Origin of the sequence: Streptomyces camelliae, assembly GCF_027625935.1 — a bacterium.
Classification (GTDB): domain Bacteria; phylum Actinomycetota; class Actinomycetes; order Streptomycetales; family Streptomycetaceae; genus Streptomyces; species Streptomyces camelliae.
Map to the genome: position 1 here is coordinate 4426951 of NZ_CP115300.1, position 26378 is coordinate 4453328.

At 71.0% G+C, this 26378-nt stretch carries 19 protein-coding genes and 1 pseudogene; 6 read left to right on the forward strand and 14 right to left on the reverse strand.

The annotated features are described in order from the left end of the window. Positions 1-2 precede the first annotated feature (2 nt). Both O1G22_RS20205 and O1G22_RS20210 read right to left on the reverse strand, forming a co-directional pair. Positions 3-2189 carry a hypothetical protein gene (locus O1G22_RS20205; RefSeq protein WP_270082621.1) on the reverse strand — a complete coding sequence of 729 codons (2187 nt, stop codon included), beginning with the start codon at positions 2187-2189 and terminating at the stop codon, positions 3-5. Between the two features lie 146 nt (positions 2190-2335). After that, a complete protein-coding gene (locus O1G22_RS20210; RefSeq protein WP_270082622.1) occupies positions 2336-3115 on the reverse strand; it encodes a VOC family protein in 780 nt (259 codons plus the stop codon). Between the two features lie 251 nt (positions 3116-3366). Here O1G22_RS20210 and O1G22_RS20215 point away from each other — a divergent pair, with 251 nt between their 5' ends. Beyond that, positions 3367-4275: an SCO2400 family protein gene (locus O1G22_RS20215; protein ID WP_270082623.1), complete on the forward strand. Its 909-nt coding sequence runs from the start codon at positions 3367-3369 to the stop codon at positions 4273-4275. A 4-nt stretch (positions 4276-4279) separates the two neighbouring features. Here O1G22_RS20215 and O1G22_RS20220 read toward each other — a convergent pair whose 3' ends face one another. After that, entirely contained in the window at positions 4280-5176 is an 897-nt protein-coding gene (locus tag O1G22_RS20220) for a LysR family transcriptional regulator (RefSeq protein WP_270082624.1), read from the reverse strand. Between the two features lie 47 nt (positions 5177-5223). Here O1G22_RS20220 and O1G22_RS20225 point away from each other — a divergent pair, with 47 nt between their 5' ends. From O1G22_RS20225 to O1G22_RS20235, 3 genes are read left to right on the forward strand one after another with little or no spacing between them, the layout of a single operon-like run. Further along, positions 5224-6171, forward strand: coding sequence for an SDR family oxidoreductase (locus O1G22_RS20225; RefSeq protein ID WP_270082625.1), 948 nt, complete (start codon positions 5224-5226; stop codon positions 6169-6171). Between the two features lie 20 nt (positions 6172-6191). Further along, positions 6192-6791 carry a UbiX family flavin prenyltransferase gene (locus O1G22_RS20230; protein ID WP_270082626.1) on the forward strand — a complete coding sequence of 200 codons (600 nt, stop codon included), beginning with the start codon at positions 6192-6194 and terminating at the stop codon, positions 6789-6791. Further along, positions 6766-8262 (forward strand): UbiD family decarboxylase, encoded by a 1497-nt coding sequence (locus tag O1G22_RS20235; protein ID WP_270082627.1) that lies wholly within the window; start codon positions 6766-6768, stop codon positions 8260-8262. Before O1G22_RS20230 ends, O1G22_RS20235 begins: the two co-directional genes overlap by 26 nt. Before the next feature lie 32 nt (positions 8263-8294). Here the strand turns inward: O1G22_RS20235 and O1G22_RS20240 are convergent, their stop codons facing one another. From O1G22_RS20240 to O1G22_RS20260, 5 genes are all read right to left on the reverse strand, one after another. Next, entirely contained in the window at positions 8295-8918 is a 624-nt protein-coding gene (locus O1G22_RS20240) for a flavin reductase family protein (RefSeq protein ID WP_428986500.1), read from the reverse strand. Between the two features lie 44 nt (positions 8919-8962). Further along, positions 8963-9175, reverse strand: a complete 213-nt coding sequence (locus O1G22_RS20245) for an acyl-CoA carboxylase subunit epsilon (RefSeq protein ID WP_270082628.1) — start codon at positions 9173-9175, stop codon at positions 8963-8965. A 52-nt stretch (positions 9176-9227) separates the two neighbouring features. Further along, complete coding sequence (locus O1G22_RS20250; RefSeq protein WP_270082629.1) at positions 9228-10811, reverse strand: acyl-CoA carboxylase subunit beta; 1584 nt, start codon at positions 10809-10811, stop codon at positions 9228-9230. Between the two features lie 206 nt (positions 10812-11017). After that, positions 11018-11821 carry an AfsR/SARP family transcriptional regulator gene (locus tag O1G22_RS20255; RefSeq protein ID WP_270082630.1) on the reverse strand — a complete coding sequence of 268 codons (804 nt, stop codon included), beginning with the start codon at positions 11819-11821 and terminating at the stop codon, positions 11018-11020. A 133-nt stretch (positions 11822-11954) separates the two neighbouring features. Next, positions 11955-13382 carry an MFS transporter gene (locus O1G22_RS20260; RefSeq protein WP_270082631.1) on the reverse strand — a complete coding sequence of 476 codons (1428 nt, stop codon included), beginning with the start codon at positions 13380-13382 and terminating at the stop codon, positions 11955-11957. 156 nt (positions 13383-13538) lie between these two features. On the opposite strand from O1G22_RS20260, the gene O1G22_RS20265 reads away from it, so the two are divergent. Further along, the gene (locus O1G22_RS20265; protein WP_270082632.1) at positions 13539-14456 is read left to right on the forward strand and encodes a LysR family transcriptional regulator; all 918 of its coding nucleotides are present in this window, start codon (positions 13539-13541) and stop codon (positions 14454-14456) included. 22 nt (positions 14457-14478) lie between these two features. On the opposite strand, the gene O1G22_RS20270 is transcribed toward O1G22_RS20265, so the two are convergent. The 5 genes from O1G22_RS20270 to O1G22_RS20290 form a co-directional block, all read right to left on the reverse strand. Then, on the reverse strand, positions 14479-14721 hold the full coding sequence (locus tag O1G22_RS20270; RefSeq protein WP_270082633.1) for a hypothetical protein: 243 nt from the start codon (positions 14719-14721) through the stop codon (positions 14479-14481). Beyond that, positions 14718-15326, reverse strand: coding sequence for a VOC family protein (locus O1G22_RS20275; protein WP_270082634.1), 609 nt, complete (start codon positions 15324-15326; stop codon positions 14718-14720). The genes O1G22_RS20270 and O1G22_RS20275 overlap by 4 nt, the downstream gene beginning before the upstream one ends. A 40-nt stretch (positions 15327-15366) precedes the next feature. Next, on the reverse strand, positions 15367-17040 hold the full coding sequence (locus tag O1G22_RS20280; protein WP_270082635.1) for a (2,3-dihydroxybenzoyl)adenylate synthase: 1674 nt from the start codon (positions 17038-17040) through the stop codon (positions 15367-15369). 127 nt (positions 17041-17167) lie between these two features. After that, positions 17168-22489 (reverse strand): type I polyketide synthase, encoded by a 5322-nt coding sequence (locus O1G22_RS20285; RefSeq protein WP_270082636.1) that lies wholly within the window; start codon positions 22487-22489, stop codon positions 17168-17170. 69 nt (positions 22490-22558) lie between these two features. Further along, positions 22559-24649 carry an FAD-dependent monooxygenase gene (locus O1G22_RS20290; protein WP_270082637.1) on the reverse strand — a complete coding sequence of 697 codons (2091 nt, stop codon included), beginning with the start codon at positions 24647-24649 and terminating at the stop codon, positions 22559-22561. 85 nt (positions 24650-24734) lie between these two features. Between O1G22_RS20290 and O1G22_RS20295 the strand changes: the two are divergent. Then, a pseudogene (locus O1G22_RS20295) lies at positions 24735-24932 on the forward strand (hypothetical protein); the annotation flags it as partial. Between the two features lie 568 nt (positions 24933-25500). On the opposite strand, the gene O1G22_RS20300 reads toward O1G22_RS20295, so the two are convergent. Continuing rightward, on the reverse strand, positions 25501-26241 hold the full coding sequence (locus O1G22_RS20300; RefSeq protein ID WP_270082638.1) for a VOC family protein: 741 nt from the start codon (positions 26239-26241) through the stop codon (positions 25501-25503). Positions 26242-26378 lie beyond the last annotated feature (137 nt).

Below are 26378 nucleotides of genomic sequence, written 5' to 3' on the forward strand. Positions count from 1 at the left end.
CGCTACCTCCTTCGCCCGAGCTGTCCAGTGCAGGCGCAGCGCAACAACGGCTGCTCGTTCGCCGCCAGGCCGCTCCACTCGATGGCCACCCCGCCGAGCTGTCCGGCGCCGTCGAACTCCATGATCGAGAGCAGGTCCAGCGGCCTGGTCAGCATGTCGGCGGCCCCCTGTCCCGTCGGCCTGGTCCGCTCCTCGCACAGCCATACGGCGTGCAGCAGCTGGTCCACGGTGCGGCGCAGCGCGTCTCCCTCCAGCGCGACCAGGCCCTGGGCGCGCTGCCGGCGGGTGTCCGCGCCGCCCGGATACGGCGCCTGGGCGATCTCCAGCAGCTCCGCGCACCACTTCAGCGGACGGCCGGGCAGCGTGGCGACCAGATGGCCGACCACGCCGTCCACGCCGCCGGACACCAGGTGGTGGTTCATCCGGTGCGCCATGACCGAGCGGAACGCCCCGCCGTCCGCCGTCGCCCCGCCGTCCGCCGTGGCCTCGTCCTTCGCGCGCCGGCTGTAGTGGTTGCGCAGCAGACGGTGGTCGTCGTACCAGGCGGCTCCGTCGGGGTGCAGCCCGTACAGCCGGTGCACCAGCAGCTGGCGCAGCCCGAAGTCCCCGATGAAGTGCCGCTCGCAGCTGGGCCATCCGGTGTCGGCGAGCAGTTGCGTGACCTGATGTGCCGTCAGGCGGTTGAGCCGGCCGCGCTGGTGATAGTCGAGCAGGACGTCAGCGCACTCCATGTCGTGCGCGACCGAGAGATGGGTGAGCAGATCCAGCCACTGGCCGTGGTGCTCTTGCGGCAGCCGCACCGGCAGCTGCTTCAGGATCAGCTCCCGCAGCAGGGCGTCGAACACGGGCCGCTCACCGTCGCCTTCGCCGTCGGCCGCAAGGTGCAGCGGTGCGTCCAGGAGGTCCCGGTCGTTGGCGTCCGCCGGCATCTGGAAGGCGGCGGCAGCGGCGGCCAGCCGGAGCACCATGTGCGGCCGTCCGCCGCTCAACCGGGCCACGGCGGCGTCGATACGACGACGGTTCGTACCGCCCTCCGGCTCCGCGCGCAGCTGTCTGCGCGCGGTCTCCTCGCCGATCTGGTCGCCGGTGAGCAGGGGCATCCGCAGCAGGAGCACCCCGTCGGCCAGCGGTGCCAGGTCCGTTCCCTTGTGCTTACGGCGGGACCATGCGGGCGGCACCTCGTCGGCGGGCCGGAACTCCGCCGGGGGCCGCACCTCCTCCTGCCGCAGGCCCCCGTACAGAAAGGCCCCGCCGTCCGCCCGGCGCGCGGTGCCCACGATCACCACGCGATCGCGCCGACCGCCCCGGCGGTCGGTGAGCACGGCGCGCAACAGCTGCTCCCCCAGCGGTGATTCGGAGCGGTCCAGCAGCAGCGCCGGGCGGCCGACCCGGCTCAGGTAGGCCAGCACCCCCGTGTACGCCGCCTCAAGGTCCTCACGCAGCGCCCAGAAGAGGAAGCTCTCCGCCACTTCGCGCCCCTCTCCGCGGGCCCGGAAGTCGGCGGCGAGACTGCGCAGCCCGTGCTGGTACGGGTGGCCCGCGCCCAGATACGCGCCGTAGATCCGCGTCAGCTCCCTACGGCCCTTGGGGGTCAGGCTCGTGTCGAGGGCGGCCAGCAACGCGGTGCCCACCGCGGCCCCGTCGAGCGGCTGCTCCAGGGCCGCCAGCAGATTCCGGACGACTCCTCGGTCCCGCCAGAAGCCACCTGTGAACAGGGCGCGGAGCCGCCGCTTCTCCGGCAGGTCCGTGTACCGCTCGATCTCTGCCCGGACCGCTCGGGGAGTGCCCCCGGTGACGCCGGTCGTGACCAGCACCAGGCCCGAGAAGAACCGGGGGAAGAGGAACGAGCCGCCCGTCCCCGGCCAGGTTCTCAGCGTCCGGGCGGCCTCGACCAGGATCTCGGTCGCGGCCGAACGGGCACCCTTTTCCCGCGCCGCACGGTCCGCGTACTCCCCCGAGCCGCAGTCCAGGCGGACGACCGGCAGCTGGGTGGCGAATTGCCGCCACACCATGTCCAGCAGCCGCCCCTTGCCCATGCCCGGGCCGCCGGTGAGCAGCACGACGGGCAGATCGGGCCCGTACAGCTCTTCACGGCCGCCGCCCGACGGTGACCGCCCGAGCAGACGCGCGAAGAAGCCTTCCTCACCGAGGAGTCCTTCGAACCCCAGCTCCTCACTCGGATCCCCCATGGATGCTCTCCCGCCCAGGAGACACGTGATCGTGGTGGTGGAAGGACATTAGTGGAACACAGCGCGTTCTGTCCGGACAACGATGCGTACACGTACGGGAGTTGCCGGGGATGAACTCCCGGCGGAGCGAGGCGTCCGGGGTCCGGCTAGGCGGCGGCCTGCCGCGGGTTCGGCTTCAGGACCGCGAAGACCGCGCCGGCCGGGTCGGCCAGCCAGGCGATGCGGCCGACGTCCGGGACGTCCGCGGCCGGCATCACGACCGTGCCGCCGTTGTCCCGCGCTCTGGCGACGGTCGCGTCCGCGTCGGCCACCGCGAAGTACGGCACCCAGCGCGCCCGCTCCTGACCGTCCCGCAGCGGGGCGGCGCCGCCGAAGGAACCCTCCTGCTGGTCGCCGTCGGCGATGCTGAGCACGCGGTACGTCATGCCCGGCGCCTGCATCTCCGCCGAGCGCCAGCCGAACAGCTCCCGGTAGAAGGCGATGGCGGCCACCGGATCGCCGACGTGCAGTTCCACCCACACCAGCGTGTCGTCCTCCGACGTCCGTCCGAGGCCCTCACCGGACTGCAGCACGGCGAACTCGGCGCCCTGCGGGTCGGTGAACTGGGCCATCCACACCTCGCCCATGCTCACCGGTTCCGCCCGCACCGTTCCGCCGGCCGAGATCACGGCGTCGGCGGTGGCCAGGGCGTCGGCGGCCTTGAAGTACGTCATCCACGCGGGCGTCGCGCCCGGTTCGGTCAGCGGGCCGACGGCCGCCACGGTCGCGCCGTCCTTCTGGAGGTAGCCGTACCCGCCCGCCTCGGGACCGGCGGGCGCGAACGTCCAGCCGAAGACGGCGCCGTAGAACGCGGCGGTCGCCTCGATGTCGGGGCTGCCGAGGTCGAGCCAGACGGGTGAGCCGGTGCGGAAGTCTGTGCCGAGCATGCGTGTCCTCCTGCCGATCCGGTGCGGGGGCGCCCGCCTCCACGATGCCGCGAGGCGCGGCGGAGTGCCCGCTGAGGCGGGCCATATGCCATCGGCCGGGAATCGGCCGGGAATCTGTGCAGGAGCACCACACGGGCTGCACACAGCCTTTCGAAAGGCTCGTTAGCGTGTCTGATCGCTCGATCTCCCGTACGGGCGTGACCAGGCCGGGGTCCCGGTGACCACGGCGCAGTCGACTCAGGAAGACCGCAATGGACTACTGCTCCTCGTGCCGCCGACACCTCAACGGCGCCCTGGTCTGTCCCGGGTGCGGCGCCTACGCCCCGGACATCGCCCCGCCGAACACCGACGGCCGCACCGGTACGACACCGATGACGACGGTGGCCGCCCTGCAGATACCGGCCGCCGCCGAGCCGTACCCCGGCCCGGACACCTGGTACGACGACGCGCCCCTGACCGACACGGCGGACACCGCCGACACCGCGTCGGCCGCCGATGTCACCGACGCACCGCGCGCACCGCAGGGACGGGCGGCCCGGCGGCGCCAGCTGGCCCGCTGGAAGAAGAGCCAGCGCCGGGCCGTGGTGGCGACCGCCGTCGCACTCGTCGGCGGCGGGCTGACCCTCGCCTCGATGGACCGCGGCTCCGGCGACCGCGCCCAGGCGGCCGCCGCGCCGGACAACCGCAGCATGGGCGTCGGCGAGAAGCCCGCCTCTCCCACCCCGCCGTCGGGCACACCCACCGCGGCCGACCCGCACCGGCAGACCACCGGCACCCCCCGTACGCCCACGGCACGGACGGCACCGGTCGGCTACGTCGTCTCCCCCGCCGGCGCCCCGCAGCAGCGCTCCCAGGCCTCCGCGCCCCGTCACGCCGCTGCGGTGAGCGGGACGGGCACCGTTTCCACGGCCCCCCGCTCCACGCCGATCACGGACCCGACGTCGACCCCCGTACCGACGACCGGCACCACGGGCACGAGTACGGGCACGAGCACGGGGACGGGCACGACGGCGTCCCCGACGCCCGGCACCGGCTCCGGCACGAGCACCGGCACCAGCGGCTCCTCCGGTTCCGGCCAGACAGGGTCGTCGAGCTCGTCGTCCTCCTCGTCCTCCTCCTCGTCCGACAAGCTCTGCCTCGTCGTGATCTGCCTGGGCTGACGCGTCACCCGGCGCTCCCGGAGACCGGCCGCGCCCCCAGCCCGGTGAACGCGCGGATCTTCGCGGTCTCGGTGTCCGCGCGCCAGACGAGTGCGCCGTTCGCCGGGGGCAGACCGGTCAGGGGGCGGTGCACGACGCCGGGGTGGGCGTAGGTGTGGAAGAGGCCCTCGTGGGTCGTCCACACCATCTCGCCCGCGGCCACCCGGTGCAGCGCCTCCTGGTAGGTACGGCCGCCCTTCCCGCGGCGCAACGGGCGGCCGAGCGGGGTGAACGGCGGGCAGAAGCCGTGCCTGAGGGCTTCCGGGAGTTCGGCGGGACCGTCGAGCAGCACCGAGTCGGCGAGATCCTCGATGTCGACCGTGTCCCGCCCGGCCAGCGCGTGCTCTCGGGCGACGGCCAGCACCCGCCCGTGCGCGACCAGCACCGGGCCCACTCGCAGATCCGGCTCGTCCAGCGGCAGCAGGGTGAACAGCACGTCGATCTCACCGCTGCGCAGCGGCCCGTAGGGGTTGGCCCAGGACACCTCGGCCACCGTGATCTCGCAGGCCGGGTGCAGGCGGCCGAAGGCGAGGACCAGGTCGGTCAGCGGCGGCCCGTTGAGACAGCCGAGGAAGCCGACGCACAGGGTGCCGACCATGCCCTGCGCGAGGGCGCACGTCTCCTCGTAACTCTTCTTCAGGCCCGTGTAGGCGGCGCCGACCGTGCGCCGGGTGTGTTCGCCGAGCGGGGTCAGCGCGACCCGGCGGCTGGTCCGGGTGAACAGCGGTGCGCCCACCCGGCGTTCCAGCGAGCGGATCAGCTGGCTGACCCGGGACTGGGACAGCCGCAGCCGCTCGGCGGTGCGGCCGAAGTGCAGTTCCTCCGCCAGGGCGAGGAACGCTTCGATCTCCGTCAGCTCCATTGCGGTCCCCCCGAGCCGTATCGATGAGCGTGGCTGAAGGATCGTGCATGACTTCCGCCTTGATCAAGCAACTCTCCGCTGCGATCGTCTCGTTGAAGCCTTACACGACATGGGGGAGAGCGATGATCGTCGTCACCGGAGCGACCGGGACCGTCGGTTCCGAGGTGGTCAGCGGCCTGCGGGCGCGGGGCGAGCGGGTGCGGGCGCTGGTGCGGGACGGCTCGGCCGTACCGGCACACTGGGATGCCGGAGTGGAGACCGTGGCCGCCGACTTCACGGACCCGGCATCGCTGGACCGGGCGCTGGCCGGCGCCGACGCCGTGTACGTACTGGTGGCGGTGCATCCGGAGATGGACGCACACGAGCGGAACGTGATCGACGCCGCCGCACGCACCGGCCGTCGCCCGCACCTCGTGCTGCACGCCGCCGCCGGGGTCGGCGAGCACGCCGAGGGCGTACGGTTCCTCGCCGCGCACACCGCCGGGCTCGGTTGTCTCGGCGCGTCCGGGCTGCCCTGGACCGTGCTGGCGCCGAACGGCTTCTACCAGAACTTCCTCGGCATGGCGCCCACGCTGCACACCGGCCGGCTGGCGCTGCCGGGCGGCACGGGCGCGGTGTCGTACGTCGACACGCGGGACGTCGCCGAGGCCGCGGTCGCGGTGCTGACCGGCGACGGGCACGAGAACGCCGTCTACACCCTGACCGGTCCGGCCGCCCTGACGCACACCGAGATCGCCGGGGTGCTCGGCGAGACGGTCGGGCACCCGGTGACGTACGAGGCGCTGGACCCCGAGGCCGCGCTCGCCGGAATGCTCGCCGCCGGGTGGGATCCCTGGCGGGCGGAAGGCATGGTCGAGCTGTACGGCCTCTACGCGTCCGGCGGCGCGTCGGCCGTCACGGACGATGTGGAGAAGCTGACCGGACACCCGGCCCGTTCCTTCGCCTACTTCGTCACCGAGCACGCGGCCGCCCTGCGTGCGGGGGCGGCCAGCTGACCGGCCGACCGCGCCGCCTGGTGGTCGGGATCAGCGGCGCGACCGGCATCGCCTACGGCGTCCGCGTCCTGGAGCTGGCCCGCACGGCCGGGGTCGAGACACACCTGGTCGTGACCCCCGCGGGCCAGCGGACCAGGGCCTACGAGACGGATCTGAGCGCGCGTGACCTGGCCGCCCTCGCGGACGTCAGCCACCGGCCCGCCGACATCGGGGCCGCGATCGCGTCGGGCTCGTTCCCGGCGGACGGGATGATCGTGGCGCCCTGCTCCGTGCACACCCTGTCCGCGATCGCGTACGCGGGCGGCGACAACCTGCTCACCCGCGCCGCGGACGTCACCCTGAAGGAACGCCGGCGCCTGGTCCTGATGGTCCGCGAGACACCGCTGACCCTCACCCATCTGCGTGCCATGACGGCGGTGACCGAGGCGGGCGGGATCGTCATGCCTCCGGTGCCCGCGTTCTACCTGCGCCCCGGCACGGTCGAGGACATCGTCGACCACACCGCCGGCCGCGCCCTTGACCTGCTCGGCATCGACGTGCCCGAGCTCCCCCGCTGGGACGGAACCCGGCGCCGTAGAGACGACGAGGAACCCCGTGAAACATCTGCGCAGTCTGCGTGAGTTCATCGCGGAACTGGCCGCGATCGGCGAGGTCAACGAGATCGACGCCGAGGTCGACTGGAACCTGGAGATCGGCGCGGTCGTCCGCCGCTCCTACGACCTGAAGGCGCCGGCCCCGCTGTTCAACACGATCACCGGCTACACCGGCACCGGCTTCCGGGTGCTCGGCGCGCCCGGCGGCCTGTCCGGCCCCGGCCACCGGCTGGCCCGGATCGCGCTCGCCCTCGGGCTGCCCGCCGGGGCCTCCGGCCGGGACATCATGGAGGCCGTGGTCGCCGCCCGCGGCCGCGCCGGCATCCCGCCGGCCGAGGTCCCCGCGTCCGGGGCACCCTGCAAGCAGAACATCCTCCTGGGCGACGCCGTCGACCTGTACGCCTTTCCGACCCCGCTGATCCACGGCAACGACGGCGGACGGTACATCCAGACGTACGGCATGAACATCGCCCGTACGCCCGACGGTTCCTGGACGAACTGGTCGGTCAACCGCATGATGATCGCCGGCAGGGACCGCCTGTCCTGCCTCATCCCCGGCCCCCAGCACCTCGGCATCATCCGCGCCCAGTGGGCGGCCCGCGGCGAACCGATGCCGATCGCGCTCGCCCTCGGGGTCGAGCCCGCGCTGCCGTACGCGGGCGCGATGCCGCTGCCGGAAGGGGCGGACGAGAGCCACTTCGTCGGCGCCCTGTTCGGCGAGGGCATCGAGGTCGTCCCCGCCGAAACCGTGGACCTGTCGGTCCCGGCCACCGCCGAGATCGTCATCGAGGGCCACATCGCCTTCGACGAGACGGCCGACGAGGGCCCCATGAACGAGTACCCCGGCTACAACAGCTTCGAGGCCTCGCCCAAGCCGGTCTTCCACGTCAGCGCGATCACCCACCGGAACGGGGCGATCCTCCCGGTCGTCGCGGCCGGCCCGCCGGTGGAGGAGGACCACACCGGCACCGGCACCATGCATGCCGCCGAGATCCTGTACCAGCTCCGCGCGGCCGGACTCCCGGCGGCCTCGGCCTGGTTCTCCTACGAGTCCGCCCTGCACTGGCTGATCGTCTCGGTGAACCGCGACTGGTACGAGACCCTCGGCATCCACTCCACCGAACTGGCCCAGCGTGTCGGCGAGATCGTCTTCACCGGCAAGGCGGGCTTCGGCGTCCCGAAGGTGCTGCTGGTCGAGGACGACATCGACATCACCGACGTGAACGAGGTCGTCTGGGCCTTCGCCACCCGCACACACCCCGAACGCGGCGAGGTCCACTTCCCCGCCAAGCCCACCGCCGCGCTCTCCGTCTACCTCTCCGAGGAGGAACAGCACACCTACCGCGCCGGCAAGGTCGTCCACAACTGCCTCCTGGCCGACCGCTTCCCCAAGGACCAGCGCCCGGTCAAGGGCAGCTTCACCAACGGCTGGCCGCCCGAGATCCGCGAACGCGTCCTGGCCAACTGGTCGACCGGGTACGGGTATCCGGAGCGGTAGTCCCCGTGGGGCGCCCCCGGCGATCGGCTGCGCTACGCGTCCGGCGACGGGGTCGGACCAGGCCTGTCGGCGTAACGGACTCGCTTGATCTCGCGCACCGCACCCAGCGTGGCCCACTCGTCCTTGCCGAGCCGTGCCAGCGGCCGCAGCAGGCCGATGTCCGGATGTCCGTCGACGAGCATCTCCCGGTGGACGGCAGCGTGCACCACGCGGCCGAAGACGAGGGTGGAGTCACCGATCCGCAGAGTGCTGTGCACCCTGCACTCCAGCGCAGCCGGTGCCCCCGCGATCCGGGGCGGTCCGACCGACAGGCTCGGTTCTCGTTGAATGCCGAGGGCCTCGAACTCGCTGATTCCGCGCGGAAAGTCCGTGGCGGTGGCATTGATCGTCTCGAAGTCGTTCTCGCAGGCCAGGTTGACGACGAACTCGCCGGTCTCCTCGACGTTGCGCAATGTGTCCTTGAGCCCCACGGAAGTGAACTGCACGATGGGCGGCTCCACGGACGCGATGGTGAAGAACGAGTGCGGCGCCAGGTTGTCGACCCCGTCACGCCCGAGCGTCGACACCCATGCGATCGGCCGGGGCACCACCAGGGCTGTGAGAAGGGCGTAGAACTCCCGGGCGGTCATCCGGTCCGGGGCGAACGACTCGCGCAGCCCGCTGCCGTCCGTGGCTCGGCCTGGCCGGTGAGTTTTCACGGTCAGCGCCAGCTGACGGGGTTGCGGTAGCTGGTGACGCGATCCAGTCGGCGCCAGCGGGCCCGGGGGTGCCGGTCGCCGTGGGCGAAACGGGGCTGGGCCACGCGGCGGGCCGCGGCCGCGCGGGCCATGAGCACGACGGTGAGCGCGGCGAGCTCGTCGTCGGTGGCCTCGCCCTTGACGATCTGGACCGTCGGCACGGTGGCGGAGGTCATCGCTGCCTTCCTCGGTGCTGGGTGGATGTTCGGTGGTCAGGGGATCAGGCGGCTACTGGGGTGGGTTGCCGTGTTTGCGCGCGGGGAGGTCGGCGTGCTTGGTGCGGAGCATCCGCAGGGCGCGGACGAGGACTTCGCGGGTGGCGGCGGGGTCGATGACGTCGTCGACCAGGCCGCGTTCGGCGGCGTAGTAGGGGTGCATCAGCTCGTCCTTGTAGCGCTGCACCATCTCGACGCGCTTGGCCTCGGGGTCGTCGGCGGCGGCGATGTCACGACGGAAGATCACGTTGGCGGCGCCCTCCGCGCCCATCACCGCGATCTCGTTGGTCGGCCACGCGAACGCCAGGTCCGCGCCCACCGAGCGGGAGTCCATCACGATGTACGCGCCGCCGTAGGCCTTGCGCAGCACCACCGAGATCCGCGGCACCGTCGCGTTGCAGTACGCGTACAGCAGCTTGGCGCCGTGGCGGATGATGCCGCCGTGCTCCTGGTCCACGCCTGGCAGGAAGCCCGGCACGTCCAGCAGTGTCACGAGCGGGATGTTGAACGCGTCGCACAGCTGCACGAACCGTGCGGCCTTTTCCGACGCGTGGATGTCCAGCACCCCGGCCAGGGACCGCGGCTGGTTCGCGACGATGCCCACGACCTGCCCGTCCATCCGGGTCAGCGCGCAGATCACGTTGGTGGCCCAGCGCTCATGGATCTCCATGAACTGGCCGTCGTCGGCCAGCTCCTCGATCACCTTGCGCATGTCGTACGGGCGGTTGCCGTCCGTCGGCACCAGGTCGAGCAGCGCCTCGCAGCGGCGGTCGGCCGGGTCCCCGGACATCTCCACCGGCGGGGTCTCCCGGTTGTTCTGTGGCAGCATCGACAGCAGGAACCGGACCTCGTCCAGGCACGCGCGCTCGTCGTCGTAGGCGAAGTGCGCCACGCCCGAGACCTCGGCGTGCACGTCCGCGCCGCCGAGCCCGTTCTGCGAGATCTGCTCACCGGTGACGGCCTTGACCACGTCCGGGCCGGTGATGAACATCTGCGAGGTCTCGCGGACCATGAAGACGAAGTCCGTCAACGCCGGGGAGTAGGCGGCACCGCCCGCACACGGGCCCAGCATCACCGAGATCTGCGGGATCACCCCCGAGGCACGGGTGTTGCGCTGGAAGATCCCACCGTACCCGGCCAGCGCCGTGACGCCCTCCTGGATACGCGCACCCGCCCCGTCGTTCAACGACACCAGCGGCGCACCCGCCGCGATGGCCATGTCCATGATCTTGTGGATCTTCTGCGCGTGGGCCTCGCCCAGGGCGCCGCCGAAGATCCGGAAGTCGTGGGCGTAGACGAAGACCGTCCGGCCGTGGACGGCGCCCCAGCCGGTGATGACGCCGTCGGTGTAGGGCTTCTTGGCCTCCAGTCCGAAGCCGGTTGCCCGGTGCCGGCGCAGCGGCTCCACCTCGTTGAAGGAACCCTCGTCCAGCAGCAGGCCGATCCGCTCACGTGCGGTCAGCTTCCCCTTCGCGTGTTGCGCCTCGGTCGCCGCCTCACTCGGCCCTGCCAGAACCTTCCTTCGCAGTTCGCCGAGCTCTGCTGTTCTCGCATCGGCTCCGCGAACAGCGATCGGTCCGTCGAGTAGGGACGTCATGACACTCCGTATCTACGTGGGGCCGATGGGAAAGGGCAGCGCCGGCCGGTCCCTGCTGGAGACGGGGCTCCCAGGGCCCGGCCGGCGCTCGCGGGTCCGTGCCGCGGGGGAGTTCGGCACGGCCCGGGTCAGTGCGCCTACGGCGCTCGTCGATCCGGCACTCAGCACCGGCGCCGGCAAAGGATCAGGTACGACGGGCGGGACGCTCAGGCGGACTTCCGGTCGCCCGGGTATCCGCCGAGCTCCTCGTTCGCGTTGATGGAGAGGTTCTCGGCCATCAGAACGTCACGCTGGAGGTGCCACAACCGCGGCGACGGCTCGACACCGAGTTCCCGTCGCAACGACGTGCGCACTCTGCTGTATGCGGAGAGCGCCTGGTCTCGTCGGCCGGAGCGGTGCAGGGCGAGGATGTACTGAGCGTGGATGTGTTCATGAAGCGGATGCTGAGCTGTGAGCGCGCTCAGTTCACTCACGACGCTGCGGTGCCGTCCAAGGCGCAGTTCGGCCTCGATACGTCCCTCGATCGCGCCGATGTGCAGCTCTTCCAGGCGAGCCGCTTCGATGGCGAGGAGCGGGCCGGGTGACACGTCGGTGAACGGGCCGCCACGCCAGAGACTCTCCGCCATGCGGTACGCGTCGACTGCGCCCTGGAAGTCACGGGCAGCGACGAGCCGGTGACCGTTCTGCACGTGCTCCCCGAAGATACGGGCGTCCAACCCGCCGTCGGCGAGCCGGATCTGGTAGCCCCCGTCACGAGTGACAAGGACCTGCTTTCCGTCCACGCCGGCGTCACTGATTCGTTTACGCAGGGCGAGCACATAGGTCTGGAGTGCGGTCACTGCGCTCTTGGGCGGGGTCTCCTCCCAGATCTCTTCGATGAGCTGGTCGTTGGAGATCATCCCCGCGGACAGCGCAAGCAGAGCCAGGACCCTGCGCTGCTTGAGAGCGGTCGGATGTACGGAGATCTTGCCTATACGGGCGCTCAGTGTGCCAAGTACCTTGACGTGCAACTGACTTTCCCCCCCGGGTCAGAGTGCGAACGATCAAGCGGTTATTGTCATGCTCCTGCTCTTGTCTGGCATGGGTGTTTTACCGGTTGCATGCCGGCGGGGTGACGCCGACGGCACGCAACCGGTCGGCCGGCTAAGCCGACTGCTTGTTCCGTCCGATGAAGCCGACGGACAGCAGCAGACCGAGCAGCAGCGCAGCTGTGGCGATGATCAGTGCGGTGCGGCTCCCGTCCGTGGAGCTGGCGGCGGCGTGCAGCACCGAGCCGAGTACCGAGACCCCGATGACGGCACCGGTCTGGCGTGCGGAGTTCAGCACGCCAGACGCGATGCCGACCTGCTCCTTCGGTGTGGCCGAAACCGTCGCCGTCACCAGGGAGGGAATCGCGAAGGACACGCCGAAGCCGAAGACCAGCAGGCCGAACCCGATCAGCAGGGTGTGCGCGGTTCCCGTGCCCGTGATGCCGACCGCGAGAACGGCCGCACCCACCGTCAGGAGTCCGAAGCCCAGAACGGACGGCTTCCGCGGTCCGGACCGCGCGACCAGTCGGCCCGTGTAGATGGGGTTGAAGGCCGTCGGCAGGGTGAGCGGCAGGAAGGCGCAGCCTGCCAGCAGGGCAGAAAGGCCACGCGCCTGCTGGAAGTAGAGGGACATGACGAACAGCAGCCCGGAGAGGCCGAAGTTGACGAGCAGGCCGTTGAGCACACTGGCCGAGAAGGTGGCGTTGCGGAAGAGCAGCAGCGGGAGCATGGGACCACGCGGCCCGGCCGGTCGGCGTTCCACGACCAGGAAGACGGCCCCGGCCACCAGGGCGACGGCGAGCGCCGCCAGCACGGGCATCGAGCTCCAGCCGAGATTCTCGCTCTGGATCACGCCGAACGTGAGCCCGGCAAGCGCCAGCACCGCGCTGATCTGGCCGGGCAGGTCCACCCCACGGCTGGTGTTCACCTTGGTCTCGGGCGCGTGGGCGCGTGCGATGAGCACGCTGACCAGCGCCACGGGCACGTTGATGGCGAAGATGCTGCGCCAGCCGAGGGCGTCGGTGAGCACACCGCCGAGGACCGGGCCGGCGGCCAGCGCCGCACCGGTGATGGCCGCCCAGGAGCCGAGTGCGCGAGCGCGCTGAGCCGGGTCGGTGAAGGTGGTGGCGATGACGGCCATGGAGGAAGGCAGCAGCGCGGCACCCGCGATGCCGAGCAGGGCGCGCATGGTGATCAACACGCCGAGGTTCGGCGAGAAGACCGTGATCAGCGACGCGAGCAGGAAGGCCCAGGTGCCGACGACGAAGACCCGTCGCCCGCCGAAACGGTCGGACAGCGCACCCATGGTGAGCAGCAGTGCGGCGAACGTCAGGGTGTAGCCGTTGACCACCCACTGCAGCCCGGACAGTCCGCCTCCGATGTCGCTGCGGATGGCGGGCAGCGCGACATTCACCACACTGGTGTCGAGGAGAACCATGAAGTAGCCGAGCGAGAGGCCGATGAGCAGCAGCCGTCGGCGTGCGGGGTTCTCGGAGAGCGTCTCACTGGAGACGCCGGAGGCCTGCGTAGTTGGCGCAGACATGACACACCTTTCATGAAGCGGAAACGGCCGGGTACAAGAGTGGTGGCCGTCAGAGAGGTTGGAACTCAAGCTTGACAAGAGCGGAAGCCGATCGGAAACGGGAGCTTCCGATGGCATCATCGGGAGAACCGATGCCAACGCCGGGGGGACAGCATCATGCAGCTGCGGCAGCTCAGTACATTCCGCACCGTGGCCGACGCTTTGAACGTCACTCGCGCCGCTGAGCGGCTGAACTACGCACAGTCGAGTGTGACCGAACAGATCAAGGCACTGGAACAGGATCTGGGTGTGCACCTGTTCGAGCGATCCAACCGCGGTCTGCGGCTCACCCCGGCGGGGCGCCGCCTGGTCGACTACGCCGAGAGAATGCTCTCCCTCGCCGAGGAGGCCAGGGCGGCCGTCACCGAGGTCGGCAGTCCCGGAGGTGAGTTGCTGATCGGGGCGCCGGAAACGCTCTGCGTCTACCGGCTCCCCTCGCTGCTCACCCGCTTCCGTGAGGAATGCCCGAAGGTGCACGTGGTGCTGCGCCCCGGGAACCGGGAGGAGTGCCGCAGCGGGGTGCGTGAAGGAGCCCTGGACCTCTGTTTCACTTTTGGTGCGCCCCCGGACCACCCGGACCTGGAGAGCATGCCGCTTCTGCCGGAACCGGTCGTCGTCGTGGCCCCCAAGGGCCACCCGCTGACACGACGGGAGTCGGTCACCAGCTCCGATCTCGCCGGCGTCGACTTCCTGGTGACGGAGTCCGGTTGCAGCTACCGGCTGATGTTCGAGGAGGCACTCGGGTCCGCACCGGGGCCCCGCCCTCGGGTTGCGGCGGAGCTCACCAGCATCGGCGCCCTGCGGACGTGTGTCGCGGCCGGCATGGGCTGTGCGTTGCTGCCGCAGATCGCCGTGGCCGCGGATCTGGCCCGGGGGGCCGTCGGCCTGGTCCCGTGGCGAGGGCTTCAGTACGAGGCTCTGATCCACGCGACCTGGAGGCGCAACGGGCAGCAGGCCCCAGGGCTGCTGCCCTTTCTCGACGCCACCAGGACGTTGCTGGGCCGGCAGAGCACCACGCGCCAGGATCAGGGGTGAGGCACGGGCCACACACCTCTGATCACTTCTCGACCAGAAGCAGGCGGTCCTCGTCCAAGGTGACCAGGCGTCCCTGGTAGCCCGCGGTCAGAGCCGCGAACCAGATCGCGGGCCTGGCACCCACCTGCGCCCGCTGGATCTCCAAGGGTCCGTCCGTGGTCACCTCGACGTAGTCGCCGGCACGGCGGACGGTCATGTCCTGGTTCTCGGCGGCCTCCACGAAGGCGCCGAACTCGGGGATGTCGAGCACGTACAGGGTGGTCATCGGTTCTGCTCCTCGGTGTGGGCTCGGGACAGCTCTCCCTTGCGGCGCCACATCTCCTCCACGGTCGGCTTCCCGTTCCGGGTGACATCGGACAGGGCGCGCAGGGTGAGTTCGGCGTCCCGGGCGTCGATGGGCGCGAACGGGCGCAGCGGGCGGGTGATCTCCAGCTGGATCCCGTTGGGGTCGTCGAAGTAGATGGACTCCAGCAGCTCGTGCGCGAGGGGCGGCGTGACCCGCACACCGTGCGCCTTGAGCCGGGCCCGCCAGTCGAGCAGCTCCTGTTCGGTGTCGACGTGCAGCGCCAGATGCCGGGACCTGTGCATCAGGTCACCGGGCTGCTCCTCCTCGGGAAGGCCGAAGTAGTAGAAGAAGGCCAGGTGATCGCCCGTACCGAGGGCGAAGAAGAAGTGGACGAAGTCGGGGAAGGTCTCGCTCACCCAGCCGGTGGCGGTGATCGCGTGAACCAGGGGAAGACCCAGCACGTCACGGTAGAACCGCACGGTCTCTTCGGGCTTCCAGGTCACCCAGGCGAGGTGGTCCACGCCCTTCAGGCGGAGCGCTGCCAGCTCCGGCGGCAGCACAACCTCAGGGACTTGGTCGGTCATGGATCGACTCCTTGATCGATGGACAGGTCGGCTCGGTCCGTCAGGCGATACGGCCGAGGGGAGGTTCCGCGGTGGGCTGTGGGACGGCGAACAGGTCCAGCAGCCGCTTGCGGTCGACTTTGCCGACCGCCGTCAGCGGCAGCGTCGGCGCGAGCCGCAGTTCGTCCGGGTGCTTGAAGGCCGCGACTCCGCGTTCCTCGAAGTGCGCCCGGATACGCGCCAGCGTCGGTTCCGAGCCGGGTACGGGAACGACGCACACCCCCACGCACTCCCCGAGGACGGGGTGGGGCAAGGCCACAGCGGCCGCGTCGGCGACCTCGGGCACACGGCGGACGAGGTCTTCCACCTCGTCGATCGCGATCTTCTCGCCGCCCCGGTTGACCTGGTCCTTGATCCGCCCCTCGACCACCAGGTTGCCACTCGGGTGGCGGCGCACCAGGTCACCGGAGCGATACCAGCCGTCCGGCGTGTAGGCGCGGACATTGTGCTCCGGCGCGCGGAAGTAGCCCCTCGGCGTGTAGGGGCCTCGCGTCAGCAGCTCCCCGGTCTCTCCCTCCTCGACGGGCCGGCCGTCGGGGCCGACGATCAGGAGCTCGTCCGCTTCGGAGATCGGTCGACCCTGGGTGGTACTGATCACGAACGGCGGGTCGGTCAGCCGGGTGTAGTTGAGCAGACCCTCTGCCATCCCGAACACCTGCTGAAGGGTGCAGCCCAACGTCGGGGCGAGCCTCTGCGCCAGATCGGCCGGCAGCACCGACCCCCCGACCTGCAGCACGCGCAGGCTCTCCAGATCCGGGCCGGCGGCATCAGCGGCACCGAGCCAGGTCCGGGCAACGGCCGGGACCACGGAGGTGACCGTGACCCGTTCCCGAGCCAGTTCCGGGAAGGCGATCGCAGCACGCGGCGACGGGCACATCACGACCCGGCCACCGACGGACAGGGCGCCGAGCACTCCCGGACAGCCCAGCGCAAAGTTGTGGGCCACCGGCAGCACCGCGAGGTAGACGGTCTCCGGGGAGAAGCCGCAGATCTCGCTGCTGCGACGGACGTTGTACTCGTAGTCGTTGTGGGTCCGCGCGATGATCTTCGGCAGGCCGGTCGTCCCACCGGAGAGCAGGAAGAACGCGACCTCCTCGGGCTCCGGGGCCAACGCGTCGAGCCGGGAACGCCGTTCCGCGGCGCCGGACACCGGGCTGAGCATCGCCGACAGATCCAGATGCCCGGGATCCGGCTCGCCACCGAGCACCAGCACCGGGCAGCTCCGCCGGCGTTCCGCGGCGATCCGTGCGGCCAGCGACTGGTGGTCGAAGCCACGCAGTGTGTCCGGTACCACGATCGCCGCGACGTCCGCGAGGTCCGCCAGATGAGCCAGTTCGTGCTCCCGGTGCGCCGGCAGTGCCAGCAGCGGCGCCACCCCGATCCGCTGGCAGGCCAGGAACAGGCCGAGGAACTCCCAGCAGTTGGGCAGCTGCACCAACAGGTTGTCACCGTTCTTCAGCCCGAGCCCGAGCAGGCGCTCCGCCAACGAATCCGTCCGTTCGGCGAATTCGCGGTAGCTGAGCCGGATCGCGCCGTCCACCACGGCGGTGCGGTGCCCGTAGCGGTCCGCCCAGTCCCACACCCAACTTCCCAGCGGTCGCCGTCGCCACAGTCCCGAGGCGACGTACCGGTCGGCGGCCTCCCGAGGCCAGCCGACCACGCCGGTGCGCATCATCTTCTCCCCTCCCTTGTGGGTGCCGCCCGGCCCGCAGCTCGTGCGAGCCGGGCGGCGCCATGGGTCCAGTCGTTCGGCAGGCCGGTCGTTCAGCCCGCCGGGGCCGTAGGACGGTGGTCGCAGCGGGTCAGCCGACGAGCGGCTCGACCAGCTCCGGCTCCTGTCCCTGCGTCTCCTCGGTGCCCGCGGCCTGGAGCAGCTCGAACAGGAACTCGCCGATGGCAGCCACCGTGGGGCGGTCCCAGAGCAGGGTGCTCGGCAGCGAGAGCCGGAAGATCTTCTCCAGCCGGCGCCGGATCACCACGGTCATCACCGAGTCCAGGCCCATCTCCATGAGCGGGCGGCGGACGTCGAAGGTGTCCGGATCGAACTTCAGCTCCCCGGCCACCTGAGCGCGGACCTCGTCCACCAGGTAGCCGCGCAGCTCCTCGGGAGCCAGCGCCGCCCACTCGGTCTCCGCCTGACCGAGCGTGTCGGTGTCGGGGACGGCCAGCTCGGCCAGGAGCCGAGGCCGCTCCGCTCCGGGCTCCGGCGGGAGGATCCGCATGGCCGCCGCGTAGGGCAGGTCGTACCGGGAGATGAACTCCCAGCTCCGGAAGGCCTCGGCGGCCGAGATGTCCGCGGTGCCGCGGGCGGCCAGCTCGATGTCGATCAGCTCGGAGGAGGTCGACATCCCCAACCCGCGCCAGGAGGTCCAGGCAACGCTCAGCGTGCGGTCGCCGAGGGCCGCGCGGTGCCAGGCCAGTGCGTCCAGGAAGGCGTTGGCCGAGCCGTAGCTGGCCTGGCCGGGCAGGCCGAGAAGCTGGCCGCAGGAAGAGAAGAGGACCATGAAGTCGAGGGCGCCGACGGGGAAGAGCTCGTGCAGGGCCAGGGCGCCCGCGGCCTTGGGTTGCAGCACGGTGGCCAACGACGCCTCGTCGACGTCGAGCGCCATCCGGTTGTCGAGCACACCGGCCGCGTGCACGACGCCGCGGATCGGGGGAAGCCCCAGCGCCTCCGGGTCGAGCGCCGCCGCGAGGGCCGCGCGGTCGGCGACGTCGACGGCGACGGTACGCACCGTGACGCCCAGGCCCTCCAGCATCTGCACCGCGTCGACCCGCTGACGTGTCGCGGGATCCGGGACCGTGTTCCACTGCGAGCGCGGCGGCAGAGCCGTCCGGCCCGCCAGCACGAGGCGTCGGGCGCCTCGGCCCGCCAGCCAGGTGGCCACCTCCAGACCCAGCACACCGAGACCACCGGTGATCAGGTAGGTGCCGTCGGCACGGCACTCCAGGGCGGCTCGCTCCGGTTCACGCTCGACCGCGACCAGCCTCGGCACCTCGCGCTGGGCCCCGCGCAGGGAGACGACCTCCTCACCGGATCGTCGTCCGGCGTCCTCGCGGACCAGTCCGACCAGGGCCGCCAGCTCTTCGTCGGTCGGACGGGAGGAGAGGTCGACCACCCCCGCGAACAGATCCGGGTGCTCACCGGCCAGCACCCGGCCGAGACCCCACAGCACAGAGTCGCCCAGCGCTTCCTGCCGCAGGCTCTCCCGGACACCGCGCGTCACCGCACGCACGATCGGACGTTCGCCGGGCTGCTGCCGGGCCAGCCGCTGAACCGTACGGGTCAGCAACCAGGAGGCGGAGACCCCGGCCGTGGCGGGCCCGTGCTCGCGGTCGGGAACGACGAGGACCGCGGTCTCGGGGCCGACCGTCCCGAGCTGCTCGGGGTCGGCGGCCGCCCGCCACGCGACGCCTGCCCGCGCGAAGCCCTCGCCGATCAGCTGTGCGGCCTCCGGGTCGCCCAGCAGCACCACTTCGGCCAGCGGCCCAAGGTCTGCGGACCAGTCCCCCGCCTGCCAGGACAGCTCGCTCACCAGGCGGCGCGGGCTCGCGGTCGCGCCCGGGTCGCCGTCGAGGACGCCGTATCGCAGCCCGCCGAAGCGGGCGACGACCTCGCCATCGGAATCGGCGATCAGCACGTCCACGGTGTCCGCCGCCGCCAGACCGTCGACGCAGCGCGCGTGCAGGACGACCTCCGCCGGGCAGTCCCCGAGCAGAGCGACCTCGTGCATGTGGGCCGGCATCCGCAGGATCGGGCTGCCCGGGAAGGTCACCGAGGCGATGGAGAGGGCGGCGTCGAGGACGCTGGCCCAGGAAGGCGGCGCGGAGCCGTCCGGTGCGGCACTGACGACGGCGGCCAACTCACCCTCGCCCCGCCGCATTTCGCGCACCTGCCAGGGGAAGCCCATGGCGGCCACGCCGATGTCGGCGAGTCGGTCGATCACGTACTCCTCCGGCAGCGCCTCCGGGCAGCGCGAGCGGATCTCGCCCAGCTCCAGCCGGCGCGCTCCCACCTGGGTGGCCGGGGAGACCACCGCGGTCGTGTGGGTGAGCCAGGCGCCGTCAGAGTCGGCATCCTCGGCGCCGACGATGCGCGAGGCGATGCGCAGCGCGCCCTCCTGGAGCACCACCTGCACCTCACGCGGGGTGCTGACGGCCACCGGCACACGCAGGTTGACCTCGGTGAGACCGGGGAAGGCGGCTCCGTCCGCGGCGGCGGTGAAGAACGTGTTCAGCAGGACCGTCGCCGGGATGATCTCGACGCCCTGGACCGGGTGGTCGCCGGGGTAGGGACGGCAGCTTTCGTCCAGGTAGGTCTGCCAGAGCCGCGACGGGGTGGGACCGTTGACGGTGACCCTGCGGCCGAGCAGGGTGTGGCTCAGCGGGTCGTGCTGTCCGCCGCCGAGCTGGGCCGCCGGCGCGGAGCCGTACCAGAACGGCCGGTGCTGCCAGGCACGGACCGGCAGGTCGACCAGCGTGCCGCGGACGGTCGCGGACCAGTCGACCGGGACGCCGTGGCTGAACAGGACGGCGGCGTTGGCCAGCAGGGTGTCGAGCTCCGGCTTGTTCCGGCGCAGCGTGTGCGCGACGACGACGTCGTCGATGCCGGCCTCACCCAGGGTCTCCACGATCGAGTGCGCGACCACGGGGTGAGCGGAGACCTCCAGGAAGGCGCGGTGGCCGTCTTCGGCGGCCGCCTGGACGGCGCTGCCGAAGCGGACCGGGTTGCGCAGGTTGGCGGCCCAGTAGTCGCCGTCGCGCGGGGCGCTGCTGCGCGGGTCGGCGAGGGCGGTGCTGTAGACGGGGATCACGGGCTCGTTCAGCCGCAGGTCGTCGGCCGCGCGTCGCAGTTCGTCGAGGAGCGGGTCCATGTGGTCGCTGTGGAAGGCGACATCGGAGGCGACCCTGCGGACGGTCAGGCCCTGCGCCTCCCAGCCGACGGCGACCGCTGCCACGGTGTCCACGCCCCCGGCGGCCACGGTGGAGCCCGGGGAGGCGGCGATGGCGGCGCTGATGTCCGCCCGGCCGGTCAGGCGCTCAACGACCTCGTCGAAGGGCAGGTTCACCATGACCATCGCGCCTTTGCCCGCGACCCGGCGCAGCAGTGCGGAGCGCCGGCAGATCAGCCGGGAGCCGTCGAGCAGGCTCAGGATGCCGGCCTCGACCGCGGCGGCGAGCTCGCCGACCGAGTGGCCGATCACGGCGGAGGGCCGCAGGCCGCGCGAACGCCACACGGCGGAGAGCGCCACCTGCATCGCGAAGATCATCGGCTGGATCCGGTCCACCTCGACGAGATCGCCGTCGACCAGCACCTGGCGGGGTGAGAAACCGATCTCCTCCAGGAAGACCGGCCCGATCTCGTCGAGCACGGCGGCGAACACCGGCTCACGATCCAGGAGTTCGCGGCCCATACCGATCCACTGGGCGCCATGGCCGGAGAAGACCCAGACCGCGTCGCCGACCGCGGGAAGGACGGCACCCGTCTCGACCCCGTCCCCGGGGCGCTGCTCGGCCAGGGCGGTGAGCCGCTCCACGGCCTGCTCCTGGTCGGCCGCCACGACGACGGCCCGGGACTGGACGTGGTCGCGGTGCACCGACAGCGTGGACGCGACGTCCGCCAAGGGCGTGCCTGCGCCGGGTCCGGTCAGCCACTCGGCCAGGCGTCCGGCCTGGGCGCGCACGCCCGACTCGGTGGCCGCGGACAGCGGGAGGAGCAGCGTGCCCGAGGTACCGCCGCCGGCCTGCTGACGGGCTGCCGGGGCGGGGGCCTCCTCAAGGATGAGGTGGCTGATCGTGCCGCCGTAACCGTAGCCGGAGACACCGGCTCGGCGCGGGTGGTCGGTGGCCGGCCAGGGGGTGGGTTCGGTGACCACCTTCAGCCCCGCCTCGTCCCACGGGATGGCCGGGTTGGGGGTGGTGAAGTAGTCGGCCTGCGGCGGGATCTCGCCGTGGTGCAGCGCGAGCACGGCCTTGATCAGCCCGGCCACGCCCGCGCCGGCCTCCAGATGCCCGATGTTGGGTTTGACGGAGCCCACCAGGCAGGGCCGGTCGGCCGGACGCGGGCCGAAGACCTGGGCCATGGCCCCGACCTCGATCGGGTCACCGGCCCGGGTGCCGGTTCCGTGCGCCTCGACGTAGTCGACGGTGGCGGGGTCGATGCCGCAGGACCGGTAGGCCTGGCGCAGCAGGTGCGCCTGGGCCTCCTCGCTGGGCGCCATGATGCCGTTGGTGCGGCCGTCCTGGTTGACCGCGCTGCCGCGGATGACCGCGAGGACCCGGTCGCCGTCGCGCTGCGCGTCGGAAAGGCGCTTGAGTACGACGACGCCGGCGCCCTCACCACGGCCGTAGCCGTCGGCAGAGGCGTCGAAGGACTTGCTGCGCCCGTCCGGTGAGACCGCGCCGGCCGCGTCCAGGACCATGGTCAGCCCGGGGCCGGCCATGATGTTCACACCGCCCGCCAGCGCCACCGGGCACTCGCCGGAGCGCAAGGCCTGGCATGCCAGGTGGAGTGCGACCAGCGACGCGGAGCAGGCGGTGTCCACGGCCAGGCTCGATCCGCGCAGGTCGAGCGTGTAGGAGACGCGGTTGGCCACCGCGCAGAAGGCCGCGCCGATCCCCGTCCACGCCTCGATCCGCGGCAGGTCCTCCAGCATCCGACGCCCGTAGTCGTCGGAACCGACGCCGATGAAGACGCCCGCGTCACCGCCGGCCAGCGAGCGCGGCCGTATCCCGGCGTGCTCAAGCGCCTCCCAGGCGACCTCCAGCACGATGCGCTGCTGGGGATCCATCAGCTCTGCCTCACGGGGCAGGATGCCGAAGAAGTCGGCGTCGAAGCCCGCGATGTCGTCCAGGAAGCCGCCGCTGCGGGTCACCTTGCGCAGAGCCGCGGCGTTCTGAGGGCCGGCCTCCTCGTAGGACTCCCAGCGCTCCTGCGGCACGTCCCCGATGCCGTCACGGCGCTCCATCAGGAGTCGCCAGTAGTCCTCGGGCGAGTCGACGCCACCGGCGAACCGGCAGCCCATGCCGACGACGGCGATGGGTTCCGGCGTTCTTCGAACGAAGTGCGTCGACTCGGTCTCGTTCGACGGGCGCTGCGCCTCGTCGGGCTCGTGGGAAACAGTCATCTGGGCAATCTCCACTCGATAGGGCTTGACCACGGTGGTGAGCGGTGAGGTGAGAAAGGACCGGGTACGTCAGCAGGGCGAGAGCGCCAGAGGCCAGGACGCGACGGCGTCCACGCGCCCTGCGACGAGCGCTGTGTGCAGACGGGCGGGCCAGTTGTCGGCCGCATGCCCCGGGGCGTCGAGGGCCCAGCCTCCGACGGCGTCGATGATCAGGGGGAGTCCGGACTCGGTTCGAAGGCGGTCGGCCAGTTCCAGGACCACCGTCCAGTGGTCTTCTCCGGCCGAGGTGGCCGACTGCGTCGAGGTGTCGCGCTCCGGCAGGCGCAGGTGGATGCCGACTGCGCCTGCCGCTGCCGCTGCCGACGCGCAGGCGGACAACTGGTCGGCCTGCTGTCGGGCCGGACGGCCGTCGGGGCACCGGAGGCCGATGAGCAGCTGTCGGCCGGCTTCCCGCGTGGGCAGCGCGGCGCAGGCGCGGGCGAAGGTGTCCGGCGTCGGTTCGTCGAGGAGCAGGGCCAGTAGCGGCATTTCCAGGAGCCGGTACTGTGGCTGTGCCCGGACCTCTTCGCAGTCCACGACCGCGCCGAGCAGCGCACCGGCGAGCCCGGCCTCGCGGACGGCCCTGCGCCATTGCCTGCTCTCCCCGGAGGCCGGCCCGACCCCCGTACCGCTCCGGGTGGGGTGCTGTCGGGCGGCGCCGCTCCAGTCGGCGAGAACGAGGCTGTGCCCTGCCAGCGCCTGAGCCACGCAGGTGTCCGACTGGCTGAGCGACGGAGGAACCACGCTGAGCATCCGATTGCGGAGAATCGTTTCACCAAGCTGCAGGGGGAATGCCAGCGCGTGTGGTGTGCGGCCCTTGGACGCCGACGTGTCAGACCCGGCCGCTGCGACGCCGGGTGACGTGGCCTCGGCGACGAAGGCCGACTCCGCTGCGGCGATCCGCTCGGGGTGCCGGCGTCGTAGTCCTGCCAAGCTGATCGCCGGTGTACGAGTCAGGAAGTGGAATCCGAACCTCTCCGGGTCCCGGTCGACCCGCTGCGCGAAGGTCTCCCACCAGCGCATGCTGGGAGCCGCCCAGCCCTGGGTGCGGGCCACCTCCGGTCGACGGGCCTCCTCGTACGACTTGAAGGCCGGGGCCAGATCGGCGGCCGTGACGGTTCGCGGGCCGCCCGGGCCGCCCCACTCTCCCAGGGCATCGGCCAGACCGATCGCGTCCTCCATCGCGAGCTTCGTTCCCGAGCCGACGGAGAAGTGAGCGGTGTGCGCGGCATCGCCGAGGAGCACCAGGTTGTCGTGCCACCAGACCCGATTATGGACCACTCGAAAATTGGCCCAGCGGCTGTTGTTCACAAGCAGCGGGTGTCCCTTGAGATGGTCGGCGAAGACCTCCTCCATCAATTGCTGAGAATACTCGTCGCTCTGTTCCGGGGAATTCGCCCGCTCCGTGGAGACATCCATTCCAGCGGCACGCCAGGCCTGCTCGTCGGTTTCCACGATGAAGGTGCTGAGGCCGTCGGCGAAGGGGTAGGTATGGGCCGCGAAGACTCCGAATGCGGTCTTCACGAACGGGAATGTCACTCGCTGCATCGGGGCTGTGGTGCCGTACCAGATGAACTTGGCAGAGCCCTGCTCCACCTTTGTCCCGAACACTTCCTTGCGGGCGTCCCTCGTGGCCGAACCAACCCCGTCGGCGGCCACGACGAGCTGGTGTTCGGCACAGAGTTCCGCCGCGTTCGCCTCAGTGCGGAAGTCGAGCTGTGCGCCGCTGGCCAGGGCCTGCTCCTGCAAGATGTCCAGCAGAACACGCCGCGCGATGGCCGTGAAGCCGTACCCGCCGTACCGGAGCTCCCGCCCGCCGACGCGAACCTCCATGTCGCGCCAGGAACGGCTGGCCGCAACGATTCGATCGTGCGTCTCAGGGTCCGCCGCGTGCAAGGCCGACATTGTCCGATCGGAGAAGACGATCCCGAATCCGAACGTCGCCCCCACAGGGTTGCGCTCACGTACATGGACCCGCGCCGCTATTCCCCGCATCAGCAGGAGCCGGGCCAGGAAAAGTCCACCGGGCCCTCCGCCGATCACGCCGACATCAAGCATTATTTCCAACTCCAGGCCACTGGACGAACAGTCACTCGATTTGTCGCTGGATTTGAGTGTCACGTAGACGGATCAAGCCACACTCAAGTGAGGATCAAGCGCCCTTCCAGGTAGCATTCCGTTCACAATCCGGACTCATAGACGGCGCGACTGGTCGGTTGCCGACCAGAAACTCGCCCTTGCCCGCCGCGGCGCCGGCGACCTCACCCAGGCCCTGCGCTTCATCGACATCGCCCGCAACAGCGGGACCACCGACTCACCGATGCAACGCGTGCGACTGGACACCGCTCATGGCCACATCCTGCTCTCCGATGCGGCGACCCGGGATGACGGACTGATGCTCGTCCTCTTTCTCTTTGGCCAACCGCTGTCCCGGATCGTCAAGCTCCACATCGACCAATTACGCGATCGCCCTGATGGACTTCACGTCACCTTCGGGGCGGACTGGCTGAACGTGCCGGAACCCGCAGCATCCGTGATCCGTGTTCACCTGGCAGCCCGTCCGGGACTCGACACCGCCGCCAACCCCACGTCCCGGCTGCTGTTCCCCGGTTTCATGCCGGGCCGCCCGATGCACGTCTACGCCGCAGCGAACATCCTCCGCACGATCGGCATCCGACCCCTGGCTGCCCGCTCACGCACCTGGCTCCAGATGGTCCGCGAGGCCCCGCCTTCCGTCCTCGCCGACACCCTGGGCATCAACGCCTCCACCGCAACGCGCTACGCGGAGCGAGCCGGCACCGACTACCTCGCCTACGCGCTTGAGTGTTGTGCTTGGCGAGCGAGCTGATCTCGTCTCCTACACGCAAGCTCTCGCCGCCCGAATCGACCGATACGCCGCAGCCCGACCCACGCGGGGGCACGGCCCATGAGCACACAAGGCTCACGCGTCGGGGTGTCGCTGAGGCTCCGCGTCAGGACGGGGCGAGGACGCAGAACTCGTGGCCCTCTGGGTCGGCCAGGCACGTCCACGGGACGTCGCCCTGGCCGACGCCGAGGTCAGTGGCGCCGAGGGCCCGCAGCCGGGCCACCTCCGCTGCTTTGTCGTCACCGGGGTACGGCAGCAGGTCGAGATGGACGCGGTCCGGCACGGTCTTCACGTCGGGCGTGCGGAGGAATTCGAGATACGGGCCGGCACCCTTGGCGGAGCGCAACACCGCCTGATCGTCGCTCACCTCGTGCAGGGTCCAGTCCATCGCCTCGTCCCAGAACCGGGCCATGGCCCGCGGATCCGTGCAGTCGATCACCACCGCGGCGATCGGCCCGGTGTCCCGGTAGATCTCGCGAGGTTCCAGCACGCAGAACTCGTTGCCCTCGGGGTCGGCGAGGACCGTCCACGGCACCTCTCCCTGGCCCACGTCGGCGGGCGTCGCACCGAGAGACTTCAGGCGCGCGACCAGTTCCGCCTGATGGGCCGCGGAGGTGGTGGCGAGATCGAGGTGTATACGGTTCTTTGCCGATGTCCTGGGTTCCGGGACGGGGACGACGTCGATGCCGACGAAGACCGGGTCCGGCCAGACGAGGCCGCCGGCGGGTCCGACGTAGGTGGTCACGCCAGGGCTGTAAGCACTCCAGCCGAGCGCCTCCGCCCAGAACCTGCCGACTGCCGAGGGATCAAGAGCCTTTATGTTCACCATGACAGGTCGCAGTGCCATGCCGGCGATCCTATGCGCCCGCTCTGCAACGACATCCGCACCGTCGCCGAACAGAGATCGACTCGCTCATCAAGCTTGCCGACGAAGACTCAGCCTCGCCAAGTGAACTGCTCACTCGCCAGATGAAGTGCTGAGTC

Excerpts from the sequence above, each read along its gene's own strand:
- O1G22_RS20205 (WP_270082621.1), bottom strand. The coding sequence starts at position 2,189 with ATGGGGGATCCGAGTGAGGAGCTGGGGTTCGAAGGACTCCTCGGTGAG.
- O1G22_RS20215 (WP_270082623.1), top strand. The coding sequence starts at position 3,367 with ATGGACTACTGCTCCTCGTGCCGCCGACACCTCAACGGCGCCCTGGTC.
- O1G22_RS20285 (WP_270082636.1), bottom strand. The coding sequence starts at position 22,489 with ATGACTGTTTCCCACGAGCCCGACGAGGCGCAGCGCCCGTCGAACGAG.
- O1G22_RS20265 (WP_270082632.1), top strand. The coding sequence starts at position 13,539 with ATGCAGCTGCGGCAGCTCAGTACATTCCGCACCGTGGCCGACGCTTTG.
- O1G22_RS20250 (WP_270082629.1), bottom strand. The coding sequence starts at position 10,811 with ATGACGTCCCTACTCGACGGACCGATCGCTGTTCGCGGAGCCGATGCG.
- O1G22_RS20245 (WP_270082628.1), bottom strand. The coding sequence starts at position 9,175 with ATGACCTCCGCCACCGTGCCGACGGTCCAGATCGTCAAGGGCGAGGCC.
- O1G22_RS20220 (WP_270082624.1), bottom strand. The coding sequence starts at position 5,176 with ATGGAGCTGACGGAGATCGAAGCGTTCCTCGCCCTGGCGGAGGAACTG.
- O1G22_RS20210 (WP_270082622.1), bottom strand. The coding sequence starts at position 3,115 with ATGCTCGGCACAGACTTCCGCACCGGCTCACCCGTCTGGCTCGACCTC.
- O1G22_RS20270 (WP_270082633.1), bottom strand. The coding sequence starts at position 14,721 with ATGACCACCCTGTACGTGCTCGACATCCCCGAGTTCGGCGCCTTCGTG.
- O1G22_RS20275 (WP_270082634.1), bottom strand. The coding sequence starts at position 15,326 with ATGACCGACCAAGTCCCTGAGGTTGTGCTGCCGCCGGAGCTGGCAGCG.
- O1G22_RS20225 (WP_270082625.1), top strand. The coding sequence starts at position 5,224 with ATGACTTCCGCCTTGATCAAGCAACTCTCCGCTGCGATCGTCTCGTTG.
- O1G22_RS20280 (WP_270082635.1), bottom strand. The coding sequence starts at position 17,040 with ATGATGCGCACCGGCGTGGTCGGCTGGCCTCGGGAGGCCGCCGACCGG.
- O1G22_RS20300 (WP_270082638.1), bottom strand. The coding sequence starts at position 26,241 with ATGGCACTGCGACCTGTCATGGTGAACATAAAGGCTCTTGATCCCTCG.
- O1G22_RS20260 (WP_270082631.1), bottom strand. The coding sequence starts at position 13,382 with ATGTCTGCGCCAACTACGCAGGCCTCCGGCGTCTCCAGTGAGACGCTC.